Here is a 13,029-nt window from a genome sequence, read left to right as displayed (position 1 = left end):
CATCAGCTGATCCACGCATTCTTCAGCAGGAGACGGGTGGCTGAGAGGTCGGCTTCGAATCCGTGCACCTTGCTCGCCCAGGTGTCGTACACAACCGGTGAGGCGTAGGGAACGAGTTGGTAGGCGTTCTCGGCGATGTAGTTGCCGATCTCCGCGTACTTGGCGCTGCGGTCGGCGTTGCCTGTGGTGATCCGGTCCGCTTCGTCCATCATCTTCCACAGCGTGGGATCGTCGACCTTGGTGCCGGGGGCTCCCTGCGCGAACCACAGGTCGAGATACTGGCTTGGATCGGCATTGAGCGATGCGTTCAATGTGACGATGTCAGCGTTCCACTCTCCGCCCGTTACCGCGTTGACCACTTGGTTGAACGGCACGGTCCGGATCTCGAGATTCACCCCGATCTCACTGAGCTGCTGCTTCATCAGTTCGGCTGTTGAGACAGCCTTCGGATTGTCTGACCGCACGAGCATCGACAGAGCTAGACTCTGCTGGCCGGCCTCGGCCAGCAAGGACTTCGCTGCGTCCGGATCATGCTTGTAGTAGGGCGAATCCTCGGATGCCTCGGTGCCGTATGGGTCTGCCGGCGGAACGGTGTAGCTGAGAACGCCTTCGCCAAGCGTCGCAACCTGAATCAGCTGATCTCGGTCGATTCCCATGCTCAAAGCCCGTCGAACCTTGATATCGGACAATGGTCCGGAGAGCGTGTTCATTGCGTACCACGCAGTACCGATGCTGAATGGCGGGCCGACGTTGATGCCCTTTGCCTTCAGTGTGTCTGCGTTGGTGGACGCACGGACCTCGATCATGTCGACCGAACCCGAACTGAGGGCCTGTACGCGAGTGGCTTCAGCGGAGATGAGTCGATAGTCGACGCCGTCCAGGTAGGGCTTCTGTTCGTCCCAGTAGTCTTCGAATCGCACCGTCTTGATCACGGCGCCTTCTTGGAACTCAGCCAAGGAGAAGGGGCCGGTTCCGTTCTCGGTCGTCTTGATCTGGTCTGCTGTGTGGCTCGTAATCCAGGCCTCGCTGACGATCCCACCGCTCCACGGTTGGCCAAGAAGGGTCAACAACGATGCCTGCGGCGCGTTCGTCTCGATCTCGACAGTGTCGGGGCCGGTGGCAGTGACGGACTTGAGATCGTATAGACGCTTGTACGGGGAGTTCTGGTCCGGGTCGGCGATCCGATTCAGACTGAATACTACGTCGGACGGTTCGACGAGTGAACCGTCGTGGAACTTGGCGCCGGCGCGGAGGGTGAAGCTGTATTTCGTGTCGGAGAGTTGTGTCCATTCGCTGGCCAACGCCGGTTGCACCTCAGTGAAATCGGCACTCACCGAGAGTAATCCCTCGTAGAATTGGGAGACAATGCGTTTCGCGTCAAGTGCCTGCGCCAACATCGGATCGAAGCCGCTGACCGGTTGCGTGTCCTCACCCACGATCAAAGTACCGCCGCGTACAGGATCCCCCGCCTCAGCGGCCGCACCGGCTCTGGTTGTGCTCGCACCCGAACAGCCTGCGAGGAAGAGCGACAACACAGTGGTGGCCGCAAGAACTGTTGCCTTCGAATGTGAATTGAATACTTTCACGGCAGTGCCTTTCGTCGCGCATAGGCGCTGAGTAAGTTCATGGATGAAGGCGGGGAGGCTAGTTCGCTGCTTTGCGCTTCGATCCGAAGCCCTCTCCTATCAATCCCCACGCAGAGGACGTGATCAGCAACGCGATGAAGGGAACCAAGGGAAGCCACGGCGCCTCGACCATGTAACTCTGAGATTCGGAGATCATCTTGCCCCAGCTGGGAGTGGGCGGCTGGACTCCCAGACCCAGGTAGCTCAGACCTGACTCCATGAGGATCACGATCGCGGCTGTGTTCGAGAGTTGGACCATCATCACTGTGAGTACGTTCGGCAGAAGGTGTCGGCTAGCGATACGGAACGACGAGATTCCCGATACCCGAGCCGACAGGACGAACTCACGCTCCCGTAGCTCCAGTCCGCGAGACCGTATGACACGCGCAAAGTTCGGCACGGATACGATAGCGAGGACTGAGACGAGAGTAGTCATCGTGGGCGAAAAGATCGCCACAACGCCGAGCGCCACGATGATCGACGGCAACGAGACCAGCAAGTCGATGGCACCCATGAGCAGGGAATCGAGCTTGCCGCCTTCGAGACCCGCAGCCAGACCGATCGCGGAACCAATGAAGAGAGCGAGCAAAGCGGCACATACCGAGATGGTCAACGAGGTGCGCGCTGCGACACACACTCGGACGAAGTAGTCGCGCCCGAGCTCATCGGTTCCGAGCCAGTTTGCGGAATTCGGTCCAGTGAAGGGGATTCCGGCAACCTCGGTGGCCGAGAAGGGCCGCAGCACGCCGACGAGGGCTGACATTGCAAGCAGCACGAGTAGGATCGAGACTCCGACCGCAAGCCCGGGCCGGGAGACTATCGCAGCCTTGATGGCTGCCAGAGTTGTCGTTCTGCTGCTCTTGTCGGCGACGGATGCACGCGCGCCCAGGTTGTCGGCGGTCATTTGGACGCCCCTACCTTCGGATCGATCAATGGGTACAGGAGATCGACCGCGAGGTTCATCACCACATACACCACACCGAGCAGCAGGATGCACGCCTGAGTTACCGCATAGTCGTTGTTGTTGATTGCAGTGATGGTCAATTGGCCGATCCCTGGAATGGCGAATACGTTCTCCACGAGAATCGATTCGCCGACGATTCCGGCGATCTGCAGGCCGGCGATGGTGACCACCGGAGCCGAGGCATTCCTGAACCCGTGCCGAATCGTCGCTTGCCATCGGGTACTTCCGGTGGCGAGTGCCGTCCTCATGAAGTCGTGGTCATATACCTCCAGCATCGATGTACGCATGTACCGACAAATCGTCGACCCGAGAGGCAACCCGATCGCCAGGCAGGGAAGAACCATACTGGCCAGGTTCTGCGACGGGTTCTCGTCGAACGGGACGAAGCCAAGAGTCGGCCAGGCGGGCATTGCCACAGAAGCCAGTAGGACGAGAGAGACACCGAACGCAAATACCGGTGTGGCCATGCCGAGAAAGGTGGCTCCGCGAGTGAACCAGTCGAACGGGCGCCCCTTCTTCATCGCGGCAACGAGGCCGAACGTGACTCCCCAAATCACCGACACCAACGTAGCTCCCACAGCGAGTTGCAATGTGTTCGGGATCCTCGACATGATCAACTCGTTCACAGGTAGCCCGTTGATGTACGAAGTCCCGAAGTCTCCTTGCAGCGCATTGCCGACCCACCGGAGGTATTGCGACACCGGCGAGCCGTCGAGACCGAGATCTCTTGTTATCTGTGCCCGGGTCTCCGCATCGCTGTACGGGCCTGCGAGGGTCTCAGCAGGATCGCCGGGAATGAGATGGACCACGCCGAAAGCGAGTATCGACAGTGTGAAGAGCACGACGAAGCCGCGAGCAACACGCGCGAGAAGGAATAGCAGCACCGACGGAACACGAAGCGGGGTTCTCGCCGCCGTCGTCTGTGGATTGGCCGGCGGAGAGATCGTGCCGATCCCTCCAGCCGAACCGTGGATAGAACTCATGTTCGTGGCCCCTTTGCTCCGCGTTCACGTGTGGTGGGAACGCAGTCTGGTCTGTGCCTTGGTTCCCGCATAGTGCCGCGGATCACTGAGCGAACCCGTCTGCCCGCTCGGCATTGCCGCGCAGGCTATCTCGGAAGCTCCTCGAGGCCCCACCGAAGTGGTTCGCTGGGCAGACCCGTGCTCGGCGATTGACACAACGGCAGCTGACGACGCCCGAGAGTTCCCTGCGGGTCAGCGCGATGGCCGGCGTGCGTGGCATGGAGCGCCGCAATTGTTCGGCCGTGGCGGCTCGTCATAGACGACGAGGTCCTCATACTCGTCTCGTGCTCACCACATGAATCAGTGTCTGCATCGGCACCTATTGCTTGCTTCCTTCGAGAAGCTGCCCGCGCACCTATTCCCCGTCGAGCTAGGTCTACAGCCTGCATGCTCGCACTCCATCTCTTCCGTATCCATCTCGAAGGCCCTGAAGAAGCCTTGCGCAATACTGAAGGCGATCATTGTTAAATCGAAACAAGACTGTGTAAACTTGATGTTTTCCGCCAGAAGTCGCGGTCAAAATGTAGACATCCGCCAAAGGAGCACTGATCCAGAATGAACGAGCCTGATCTGAAGCTCGTCGAGTGTCTGCAACTCGCACCACGCGCGCCGTGGACCCTTGTTGCCGACGTTCTGGGAATGTCCCCGGTGACCGTGGCGCGACGATGGGAGGAACTCGAGTCGGCAGGAATCGTGTGGGTGCGCGGATTCATTCGATCGTCCCCGGAGGAGCCTGTCGTCCGGGCGTGGGTCGAGATCGACACCGGAGGCCTGGCAGCGCCCCAGCTCGAACACTCGCTCGCCGGCCATCCGGACGTCATCGGCCTTCGTCGAACCTCGGGCGTACGTGACTACCTGGCACTCGTCGTGGCACACGGGCTCGATGCGCTTGCAGATTTCGCAGGTGGTGTCGCCGGACTCGACCAGTGTCGATCAATCCGAATGCATCTCGTGACTCACGCGCTCGCCATCGGCAGCACGTGGAGCCTGAACGTTCTTGATGCGGCTCAGCGTAGACGACTGCCTTCCACGAGATTCGACCGTGCGTCGACCCCGATACGACCACACGCAATCGACAGGGGGTTGTTCGCGGCTCTCGAACGGGACGGGCGAGCCTCGTTCCAAACCCTTGCTGAAGAACTTGATACAAGCGCAGCAACCGTCAAACGCCGTATTCAGGCGCTCGAACGAGCAGGGCGTCTCGAATTCCGGTGCGGCGCCGCCCGAACGGATATCGGCTACCCCGTCTCGGCAATCTACTTCGGCTCCGTACCAGCAAACCAAGTCGAGCGAGTATCGGTGTCCCTCAACTCGATACCAGGACTACGTATGGCTTCGGTGACAGCCGGTCCCTTCAATCTCGTCCTCGACGTGTGGCTGCAGTCGTTGGAAGAGGTCCATCGCCTGGAGACGCGCATCACGGGCCGCCTCGCTGAGTTCGGTGTGACGATCTCCGACCGAGCCGTGGTACTGCACACGGTCAAACACATGGGCCGATTGTTGGACAGTAGCGGAAGAGCTATCGCCCACCTTCCGGTCAGCCCCGAGCCATGATGACACACGATTGTCCGCAGACCCGTAGAAGACACTCCTCCGCTGGCGACTCACCGCAATCGACCGAATGCGCGCCTTCCACCAGCTCCGCAACCCAGCAGACGCAACACGACGCCGCGAACAACGAATCCACCAGATGCAGATCCAGCACCGCAACACCGCGCAAGGCCACCCTCGATCAGAGGCACCGCGCTTTCGCAAATCCGCCGCACCGCAGCGCTCTGCGACATAATCAAGTCGATCTCCACTGTCGGAGTCGACAGGTTCACACCATTCTTGGTGCTCGACATCGAGATCCGAACGCTGATCGCCACGACGAACGGGGTCGAGAGTCTGAACCCGAGATTCGCCGAGCCGCCGATGCCCGCCGTCACTTCCCGACGAGCAATCGGCGCTCGAGTGCGTCTACCTCGCGATCATGAGTCTCGATCCCGCCAGGAAGACCCGGATACGCTGGTCCAACCATTGGAAGGCGGCGTTGAAGACCTTCGAGATCACCTTCGACGGACGCCTGTCCGCCGCGAATAGCTCGCCACCACAGATTAAGCCAGCTATATCGACAACTTGAGAGTCCCTCGACGACAGCCTGCGGGCGGCCGCCGCGCACCGCATCACCCTCGTCAGGATCTGAGATGCGAAACGCCCGCCGTGTGGAGAGGGCTATGTCGCGATTGAGTTTGGCGCGGAAGAATGGAAACCGCTTGGTGCGCGGCCTACTGGATGAATTTCTTTTCCCACTCCGACTGGTATTGCGTGAGCGATTCGGGCGTGAGATCGGAGGCGTTGGGCAGCGCGATGTCCTGGGCTCGTGCGACGCTTCCTTCGATGTCGGGGAGGGCGCTCGCGTAGCCGAGGGACAACGCCTTCTGGCCGGCGGGAGTGACCATGAAGTTCGCCAGCACCTGCGCCGCATTGGGGTGCGGCGCCGCGGAGAGGGCGTGCGTGAACCACGGGGTTCCCCACGAGGGCGCGGGCAATGCCCAGTCCACTGGTGCACCCGATTCCTTTTCTCGCACCAGGGGTTGCACCATAGGGGTTGCGACGATCTCCCCTGAGGTCAATGCTTGAGCGACCCCCAGTGCACTCGGGTAGATTCGCGGTTTCAGCTCTGCGAGCTTCTGGAGATAGTCGGCGCCGAAGTTCTTCTCGAAGAATCGGTAGAGGTCGACATAGGAGGCGATACCGGACGGGTTGACGATTCCGATCTTGCCCTTCAACGCCGGGTCGAGCATATCTGCCGGCTTCTGCAGACCGCTCGGAAGTGCTGTCGTGTTCCATCCGAGAGAGAACACCGCCGCACTCGTCAAGAAGAATCTGTCGGACATGATACTGGTCTTTGGGTCGTATTCCGGTGCATCGAATGCCGGGCCGACGAGGTCGGTCGAGTAGGTGCCCGACTCGGCGGCAGTCTCGATCCACGCGGCGTCGGTAAGCATGTGCACGTCAGCCGTTCCGCGCTTCGTCTGATTCTCGACCTCGACCTTCGGGTTGATGTCGGCATCGGTCCCCCGAACGTATTCGAGGGAAATCTCGGGATACTCCTGCTCGAATGCCACTTTGAGAGCGTCGAGATTGGCGGGCTTCTGGCTCGAGTACAGCAGCACACTGCCTTCGCCCTTGGCCGCGGCGACGACGTCGTCCCAACTGCCGGTCACTGGCCCAGTGGGTCCGGAGCCGCCGGATCCGCAAGCGGCAGAGGCGAAAGCGGCGACCACTGCGACGGCCATCAGCTTTATCGGCATACTTCTCATGGCATGAAAGCCCTTCCGGTATCGGTTCGACGAATGCGAACCTGCGTATTCGGGATGGAGCGAGGATCACACGCAGCAGGAACTCTTATGCCGCGAGTGACTCGAGTAGCAGCAACACGATCGAGAGAGCCGACACAATGCCAGGTGGCCCGATTCGAGAAACCACCTTGCCCCGCCGACGAGATCAGCCGAATGAACGAACGTCATGACTCTTCTCCGTCATGAACTGAAATCAGTTTGAATCTAGATGGCCCTGTGTGTGATGTCAATCACCTGATCCCTTGAAGTGAAACCAGTTCACTTTTGTGGAGGTGACGACTACTCGCCCAACTTGCCCTCGCGCAACCAGGCCGCGAGCCGCTGCCGCATCTCGTCCAGGATGTCTGCCACTGGTGTGGCGTGCGCCTGAGATACGTTCTGCCACAGCTGCGACACCAACTCGCCACCGGCGCCGGCAATCAGATCGCCCGCCCGATCGGCTCGCCGGTCGCGTCGTCGACCGCCATGTATGCGCGGGTGGTGCACGCGAACAGCCGTGGCGCAGTCGATCCCGGCTCGGTCATGCTGGGCACAATTCACGATCGGCGAGCACTTTCGCGTTGCGAGAAGACCCGCGATCTCCCGAGATGCTGATCGGTACCCCTTGCCAACCGTGCGGCGGCGTCGCCGAGGAGCCGATGTTGATTCAACCGGCCCTGCGTTGCCGCCTTGCGCACCCCAACTACCGACATGCCCAAGTACTCCGCAGCCTCACCGGTTCGCATCGACAGACAGTGTCAGAACATCCCTCTGGGTGCGTGGCTCGGTCATGATGCCGGGTGCATGGGCTCGCAATGTTGACGCTAAGGCGCCCAGACGATCGATGCGTCGAGGGCTTCGACGGTCGAGCCCTCCACGCGGAACGGGTTGATCTCGATGGATTCGAGCGAGTCGCCGAGCCGCTCGGCCAGGCTGGCGACGTTCAGGATCGCAGCCACCAACGCATCGCGGTCGACGGGTTTGGAGCCGCGGACACCGTCGAGCAGAGCCTTCCCCCGCAACTCGGACAGCATCTCACGCACGTCGGTCTCGCTTACGGGAAGGGTCCGCAGGGCACTGTCGTCGATGACGTGCACGAGGACACCCCCGAGGCCGACCGCGAGAATGGGCCCCCACTGCTGGTCGCGCACAACCCCGACGATCATCTCCACGCCGCCGGATCGCATCGATGAGATCAGGGCACCTTCGGACTGCGCGCCCGGCACCGCGAGCACCGCAGCCTGCACCTGGCGGTACGCCTGCCGGACGGCCTCGGGCGAATCCACGCCGAGGAGGACTCCACCGACGTCGCTTTTGTGGACGATATCGGGCGACACGAGCTTCACCACCAGGGGCAAACCGAGCCGACCCGCCGCCTCGACGGCAGCCTCTTCGCCCCTGACATGGGCGTACGGAACCGCCGGGACGCCATGCTCGACCAAGAGCGACAGCGACTCGGCCTCGCTCCACACCCCACCGGTCCCGGCGAGGTCGGACAGGTCCGGCGCGCTCGCAATAGGCCTGTGATCCTGGCGAAGCCATTGCGACCACCAGATCGCATGGCCCGCCGCCTCGACGACGTGGTCAAGACCCGTCATGGCGAGCGGGATGCCGAGCTCCTCGAGATTGCGCACCGTCCCGGGGTCTATCGTCGCGATCGTCTGGTCGAGCAGGATCACCGGCGTGGCCGAACCGGCGAGCGCCGGCGCGTCGATCCGCAGCCGCTCCTTGATCGCCTCGCCACGTTCCTCCGTCGGATGAACGTGGATCGCAGCGACGATCGCCACCGACGGATCCTCGGCGAGTGCGAAGATCGAGTCGCGAAAGAGCTCCGGCTTCGCCGACGCCGCGCCCGTCGAGTCGAGCGGGTTGCGCAGGGTGCAGAACTCCGGCAACAGCTCGGCGAGCCGCGCCTTCGTCACATCCGCGAGGACGGGAAGCCTGACACCCGATGCATCCGCCCGGTCGGCAACAAGGTCGCAGGCGCCGCCGGACATCGAGACGACTCCTAGGTCACCCGCGGCCAGCGGACCGGTACGTGACAGCAGCCCGGCCGTCATCACCAGCTGCTCCAAAGACCTGACCCGGATGACGCCGAACTGCCGAAGCGCCGCATCGACCAGGCGGTCGTCACCGACGAGTGCACCGGTGTGACTCTGGGCGATCTCGGCGGCGAGCTCGCTCGAGCCGATCTTGAGCGCCACGATCGGCTTGCCGAGCTCGGCCGCCCGACGCGCCAGACTCCGGAAGCTTCGGGCATCGCGGATCGACTCGATGAACATTGCCACGGAGCGGACCCGCTCATCCTCGATGAGGATGGTCGCCATCGTGGTCGTGTCGACCATCGACTCGTTGCCGGTTGAGACGACGTGGCTGACGCCAATGTTCTGCTGCGCTGCGAAGGCCGAGATAGTGTGCGCGGTCGCGCCGCTCTGCGACACGACCGCCATTCCGCCCGTAGTGAGCTCGGCCATCCGGCCGGACCAAGCGGGCACCTTGTCGACGAGGTTGATGAACCCCAGGCAGTTCGGTCCCACGCAGGTTACCCCGAGCTCCAAAGCGAGCTCGGTGATCTGCTGCTGCAAGGCACGACCGTTGGCACCGATCTCGTCGAAGCCGGCAGCTAGCACCACAGCAAAGCGAATCCCGGCCGCGGCGATGTCGAGCAGCGCGTTCGGGACGGCCTCGGCGGCCACCAGCAGCAGGGCCAGGTCGACCTGCTCGCCGATCTCGGCGCACGACTTGTGTGCCGACTGTCCGTGGACGCTGCCACCCTTCCGGTTGACGAGATACACCTGACCCTCGAACCCCAGCCGGGCGAAGTTGGAGAACGACCCTGCGGACCAGGCGGAGCGCTCCGACGCACCGACGATGACGACGTTGCGGGGCGCGAGCAGCGCGCTCAGGGAGTGGGTCCCGGTCATGTCGATCAGCGTCCTGTCCATTCGGGTTCTCTCTTCTCAGCGAAGGCCTTTGGCCCCTCGACGAAGTCGTGCGAGGCCAGCAACCGATCGCGTCGGCCGTTGTCCTTGCGGAACGCGTCGTCGACGCTCAGGAACTGGGCGTCGAAGACCGCCTCCTTGGTGAGCTGCACGGACAACGGCGAGCACCTGATAATCCGGTCGGCCCACGCCTGCGCCGTCGTCATCAGCTCGTCGTGGGGAACGACCTCGTTGATCAGCCCGATCCGATGGGCCTCGGGCGCATCGATCAGGTCGCCGGTCAGGAGCATCCCCATGGCCACCTTGAAGGGGACCTGACGTGCGAGCCGGTGAGCGCCCCCGGCACCGGCGAAGAGGCCGACCTTCGGCTCGGGAAGTCCCATGCGGGCGTGCTCCGAGGCCACGACAATGTCACAGGCCAGGATGAGCTCGAGACCGCCGCCGGCGGCGACGCCGTTGACCGCCGCAATGATGGGCTTCGGGCAGTCGAAGTCACGGGTAATGCGCCCGAACGGGGGGCGGGCCTCGCCCTGGACGTCGCCGCCCTGCGCCGTACGCTCGGCCGTGACCTTGAGGTCGTTCCCCGCGCAGAAGGCGCGGTCACCTGCTCCGGTCAGAATCGCGACCCACACGTCAGGATCGTCGCGGAAATCTTCCCACGCCCCCGCGAGTTCGCGGTGCGCCTCGAGATGCAGGGCGTTCATCGACTCCGGCCGATTGAGCGTCACGACCGCGACACGGTCGCGCTTCTCGTAGGTGATGAAGTGATAGCTCATGAGGCTCTCCGGAATCTGGGAACGGTGAACGGCTTCTCGGTGCGGTCGAAGTCGGCAATGAGCTCCGACCCAATCGGTATGCTCGCGGCGTTCTCGCCGACGAGCGAGGCGTTGAACCGGACACCCTCCTGCGTTTCGACCGTTGCGAGGACGTACGGACTGGCGAACCTCGGGTGAGCCTGGTGTACGACGGTCAGGCTGTACAACGTCGCCCCACCGCTCGCTGCACGCCACACAACGGCCGGCGCGAAGCAATGGGAGCAGCGGTATTTCACCGGCCACATGTATCCGTCGCACGACTCGCAGAACTGCAGCATGAGCTCGCCACGGGCCGCGCCCTCGAAAAACAGGGCGCTGGCGTCGTCGTAGGTGAGCTCTGGGGCGTCAGTCGGCATGCTTGCTCCAGATCGTGGTCGAGTGGAAGTTGAGGACGCCACCGTTGCCACTGGCCAAGACGATGTCGTTCTTGGCCACCTGGCGGTCGCCGGCCTGGCCCCGTGCTTGCATGATGGCCTCCGATAGCGGGGTGAAGCCCCACATGTAGTAGCCCGACAGCTGTCCGCCGCCGGTGTTGGTGGGCAGCGAGCCACCGGGACCGAGCTTGCCGTCCGCGACGAACGCACCGCCCTCACCCTTTTCGCAGAAGCCGTAATCCTCCAGCGTCACCAGAACCGTGTACGTGTAGCAGTCATAGAGCTCGAGGATGTCGACGTCGTCGCGCGTGATCCCCGCAAGCGCGAAGGCCTGCTCTCCGGCCTGCTTCGCGCCCGTGATGATCCCCGGGTCGCGTCCGGAAATCTGGTTGTCCCCCGGCGCGGCTTGCGTCGCAGCCTTCAGGTGGATCGGCGGCTGCCGAAGGTCCTTCGCGCGTTCGGCAGTCGTCATCACGACGGCAACGGCACCGTTGGAGACCAGGCAGCAGTCGAAGAGGTGGAACGGGTCGGCCACCATGCGTGAGGCCTGGTGGTCCTCGAGCGTCATCGGCTTCTGCATCTGCGCGTGCGGGTTCATCTGTGCCCACTCGCGCTGGGCGACGGCGATCGCGCCGAGCTGCTCGCTCGTGGTGCCGTAGAGCTCCATATGTCGACGCGCCGCCAGAGCGTAGGGGACATTGCCACCGAACTCGCCGTACGCCGCCTTGAGGACGTTCATCCCGTCCCAGACCCCGCGAGCCGCGTAGGCGGCACCCGCACCGACAGCGGGCTTCAGTGGGGTGTCGCCGAATACCAGGACCACATGGTTGACCAAGCCCGCTTCCAGAGCAAGGCTGGCGTACTGGACCATCGAGCCGACTGTCGAGCCGAATGCCCTCATCGAGTTCATGATCGACAGATCCTCGAATCCGAGCGAGAACTGCAGGCGCGGATCCATATCCAGGTTTCCGTTGCCATTGAGTAGCAGACCGTCGATGTCGGTCTTCTGCAGTCCCGCGTCGTCGAGGGCTAGGCCGATCGCCTCGGCGGCGAAGTCCGCGGTGGTTCGCCCATAGATCTTTCCCATGGCCGTTACGCCTAAGCCGACTACTGCGGTGTTCGCCGACCATCTTCGATGCGGAGTCACGGGACTGAACGTAACTCCACCGTTCCGATCTGTCAAACTGAATTCGGTTTAGTATCTGAAGTGCCTGTTGCAGCACCGAGAATTGCAGGACGGCGACTTGGTCACGTTCGATGACGACGGAAGCTTCAGTGTCAGCGGGCGCGGGGACCGCCACCCTCGACCTCAGTGGAGTTCGCCCGGGAACGGCCAAGTTCTACGCGTTAGAAGAACTCCCTGAAATGACATCCCCGCCCGCGTGAGCACGGCGGCGCGATCCGCATCTCGCGCGAATTCCGCTATACCTGAGTCGCACGTGGCAATCCCGCTACTACTTCCGACGACTGTCGGACGGCCAGTCCGATCGCACAGACTCACTTCGTTAGACCCTGCGCCGTATGCCCCTCTCGTGCGCATTGGCCCGTGCTGCCTAGGCACAGACAGTCGTTGCCCAGGGAGGTTCCGACCGTTATTCGCAGGCCACCATTCAGTCGAGCTGCGAAGTCGATCGGATATGTGCGTCCCCATAGGTGGTCATTCACTGATCGGAGGCACGTGACTTTACGCGAGTAGCGGTTTCGGCGGTCATGCTGCGCAAATCTGCGTTTGCAGCGCACCGATCGACTCGACAGAAGGCCCGAAACGGCACCCTCGGAGATTGGAGCCCGCCGGGTGTCGTCTATTTCCATCCCCGACGGGACACTGTCCGCCACAGACAAAGCCTGCGGCGAACTCGAGCCCGGCGCGGTCAAGTCCATGGGAGTGGTGTACGAGGGCCGTCGCGTGGCTCCTCGTTGGTGAGTCAGGCAGTCAAGGCCGGTGTCACCTCCTCGGTGGACGC

9 protein-coding genes are annotated in these 13,029 nt (G+C 62.8%); 1 reads left to right on the top strand and 8 read right to left on the bottom strand.

Going from position 1 to position 13,029, the window contains the following annotated elements:
* Positions 1-2: 2 nt before the first annotated feature.
* The 3 genes from ACFVJ3_RS35525 to ACFVJ3_RS35515 are packed head-to-tail and all read right to left on the bottom strand — an operon-like array spanning position 3 to position 3,572.
* Positions 3-1,586: an ABC transporter substrate-binding protein gene (locus ACFVJ3_RS35525; RefSeq protein WP_378456523.1), complete on the bottom strand. Its 1,584-nt coding sequence runs from the start codon at positions 1,584-1,586 to the stop codon at positions 3-5.
* A 58-nt stretch (positions 1,587-1,644) separates the two neighbouring features.
* Entirely contained in the window at positions 1,645-2,529 is an 885-nt protein-coding gene (locus ACFVJ3_RS35520) for an ABC transporter permease (RefSeq protein ID WP_378456522.1), read from the bottom strand.
* Positions 2,526-3,572 carry an ABC transporter permease gene (locus tag ACFVJ3_RS35515; RefSeq protein WP_378456521.1) on the bottom strand — a complete coding sequence of 349 codons (1,047 nt, stop codon included), beginning with the start codon at positions 3,570-3,572 and terminating at the stop codon, positions 2,526-2,528. The genes ACFVJ3_RS35520 and ACFVJ3_RS35515 overlap by 4 nt, the downstream gene beginning before the upstream one ends.
* A 594-nt stretch (positions 3,573-4,166) precedes the next feature.
* Between ACFVJ3_RS35515 and ACFVJ3_RS35510 the strand changes: the two genes are divergently transcribed.
* Entirely contained in the window at positions 4,167-5,165 is a 999-nt protein-coding gene (locus tag ACFVJ3_RS35510) for an Lrp/AsnC family transcriptional regulator (protein ID WP_378456520.1), read from the top strand.
* 713 nt (positions 5,166-5,878) lie between these two features.
* Here the strand turns inward: ACFVJ3_RS35510 and ACFVJ3_RS35505 are convergent.
* From ACFVJ3_RS35505 to ACFVJ3_RS35485, 5 genes are all read right to left on the bottom strand, one after another.
* Positions 5,879-6,916, bottom strand: coding sequence for an ABC transporter substrate-binding protein (locus ACFVJ3_RS35505; protein WP_378456519.1), 1,038 nt, complete (start codon positions 6,914-6,916; stop codon positions 5,879-5,881).
* Positions 6,917-7,758: 842 nt separating this feature from the next.
* Positions 7,759-9,858: an acetate--CoA ligase family protein gene (locus tag ACFVJ3_RS35500; protein WP_378456518.1), complete on the bottom strand. Its 2,100-nt coding sequence runs from the start codon at positions 9,856-9,858 to the stop codon at positions 7,759-7,761.
* 5 nt (positions 9,859-9,863) lie between these two features.
* Positions 9,864-10,652 carry an enoyl-CoA hydratase-related protein gene (locus ACFVJ3_RS35495; RefSeq protein WP_378456517.1) on the bottom strand — a complete coding sequence of 263 codons (789 nt, stop codon included), beginning with the start codon at positions 10,650-10,652 and terminating at the stop codon, positions 9,864-9,866.
* Positions 10,649-11,047, bottom strand: coding sequence for a Zn-ribbon domain-containing OB-fold protein (locus ACFVJ3_RS35490; protein ID WP_378456516.1), 399 nt, complete (start codon positions 11,045-11,047; stop codon positions 10,649-10,651). Before ACFVJ3_RS35490 ends, ACFVJ3_RS35495 begins: the two co-directional genes overlap by 4 nt.
* The gene (locus ACFVJ3_RS35485; RefSeq protein WP_378456515.1) at positions 11,037-12,152 is read right to left on the bottom strand and encodes a thiolase family protein; all 1,116 of its coding nucleotides are present in this window, start codon (positions 12,150-12,152) and stop codon (positions 11,037-11,039) included. Before ACFVJ3_RS35485 ends, ACFVJ3_RS35490 begins: the two co-directional genes overlap by 11 nt.
* Positions 12,153-13,029 lie beyond the last annotated feature (877 nt).

The organism is Rhodococcus sp. NPDC127593, from assembly GCF_042671975.1.
Taxonomy (GTDB): domain Bacteria; phylum Actinomycetota; class Actinomycetes; order Mycobacteriales; family Mycobacteriaceae; genus Rhodococcus_F.
This window is presented reverse-complemented; position numbering and strand designations above follow the sequence as displayed.

What these genes read in the sequence shown, in the direction of transcription:
- ACFVJ3_RS35520 (WP_378456522.1), bottom strand. Translation starts at nt 2,529, where the DNA reads ATGACCGCCGACAACCTGGGCGCGCGTGCATCCGTCGCCGACAAGAGC.
- ACFVJ3_RS35515 (WP_378456521.1), bottom strand. Translation starts at nt 3,572, where the DNA reads ATGAGTTCTATCCACGGTTCGGCTGGAGGGATCGGCACGATCTCTCCG.
- ACFVJ3_RS35510 (WP_378456520.1), top strand. Translation starts at nt 4,167, where the DNA reads ATGAACGAGCCTGATCTGAAGCTCGTCGAGTGTCTGCAACTCGCACCA.
- ACFVJ3_RS35505 (WP_378456519.1), bottom strand. Translation starts at nt 6,916, where the DNA reads ATGAGAAGTATGCCGATAAAGCTGATGGCCGTCGCAGTGGTCGCCGCT.
- ACFVJ3_RS35500 (WP_378456518.1), bottom strand. Translation starts at nt 9,858, where the DNA reads ATGACCGGGACCCACTCCCTGAGCGCGCTGCTCGCGCCCCGCAACGTC.
- ACFVJ3_RS35495 (WP_378456517.1), bottom strand. Translation starts at nt 10,652, where the DNA reads ATGAGCTATCACTTCATCACCTACGAGAAGCGCGACCGTGTCGCGGTC.
- ACFVJ3_RS35490 (WP_378456516.1), bottom strand. Translation starts at nt 11,047, where the DNA reads ATGCCGACTGACGCCCCAGAGCTCACCTACGACGACGCCAGCGCCCTG.
- ACFVJ3_RS35485 (WP_378456515.1), bottom strand. Translation starts at nt 12,152, where the DNA reads ATGGGAAAGATCTATGGGCGAACCACCGCGGACTTCGCCGCCGAGGCG.